Origin of the sequence: Streptomyces sp. WM6378 (genome assembly GCF_001279695.1) — a bacterium.
Classification (GTDB): Bacteria; Actinomycetota; Actinomycetes; order Streptomycetales; family Streptomycetaceae; genus Streptomyces.
Window position 1 is genome coordinate 1 of the sequence record NZ_LGDD01000283.1, and the last position, 205, is coordinate 205.

Consider the following 205-nt stretch of genomic DNA (forward strand, 5'->3'; position numbering starts at 1 on the left):
CATCGGCGCTGAAAGGCTTAGCTTCCGGGTTCGGAATGTAACCGGGCGTTTCCCTAACGCTATGACCACCGAAACACTATGAAGTTGAACACCGGAACCGGAAAACGGTTCTGACGGCTGTTCATTGCTTCAGAACAAACACAGTGGACGCGAGCAACTGAGGACAAGCCCTCGGCCTATTAGTACCAGTCAGCTCCACCCGTTA

1 rRNA gene is annotated in these 205 nt (G+C 53.2%); it reads right to left on the reverse strand.

Annotation, left to right across the window (positions count from 1 at the left end):
- Positions 1-73, reverse strand: a 5S ribosomal RNA gene (gene rrf, locus ADK54_RS21300); the annotation flags it as partial.
- Positions 74-205 lie beyond the last annotated feature (132 nt).